The 829-nt window shown below is 45.2% G+C and carries 1 protein-coding gene; it reads left to right on the top strand.

Annotated features, from left to right (window positions below):
• Positions 1-829 (top strand): helicase-related protein (locus tag A3738_RS03950; RefSeq protein ID WP_255376139.1); only part of this gene is annotated, 829 nt, incomplete at both ends.

Below are 829 nucleotides of genomic sequence, written 5' to 3'. Positions count from 1 at the left end.
CCTCCAACATTGTTTGATTACCTGCCAGCGAACGCACTTATGGTAATCGATGAATCGCATGTTACCGTCCCTCAGATTGGGGCAATGTATAAAGGCGATCGATCTAGAAAAGAAACTCTAGTCGAATATGGTTTTCGCTTACCTAGTGCTCTTGATAATCGACCGATGCGCTTTGATGAATGGGAGAGAATCTGCCCACAGACAATTTTTGTTTCGGCCACGCCTGCGAAATACGAAGAAGAGCATGCAGGGCAGGTCGTTGAACAGGTTGTGCGGCCGACAGGGCTTCTCGATCCAATTTTAGAGGTTCGTCCAGCTACAACGCAGGTTGATGATTTGCTCGGGGAGATTCATAAATCTGTTGAGGCAGGTGATCGAGTGCTTGTTACGACGCTTACCAAACGGATGGCAGAAGATCTAACGGATTACCTAATGGAGCATGGCGTTAAGGTTCGATATTTACACTCCGACATTGATACCGTAGAAAGAGTCGAAATTATTCAAGACTTACGCAAGGGCGTATTTGATGTATTGATTGGTATTAATTTGCTTCGGGAAGGTTTGGATATGCCTGAAGTAGCTCTTGTCGCGATTTTAGATGCGGACAAAGAGGGGTTTCTAAGATCTGATAGATCGCTAATTCAAACGATCGGTCGGGCAGCGCGAAATATAAATGGTAAAGCAATTTTGTATGCAGATCGTGTGACGGGTTCAATGCAGCGTGCTATGGATGAAACCGAGCGACGAAGAGCAAAACAAGAAGAGTACAACAAAGAGAATGGTTTGACGCCCAAATCGCTCAACAAATCTGTTGGAGATATCATGGAGG

This window comes from Oleiphilus sp. HI0066 (assembly GCF_001635725.1).
This window is presented reverse-complemented; position numbering and strand designations above follow the sequence as displayed.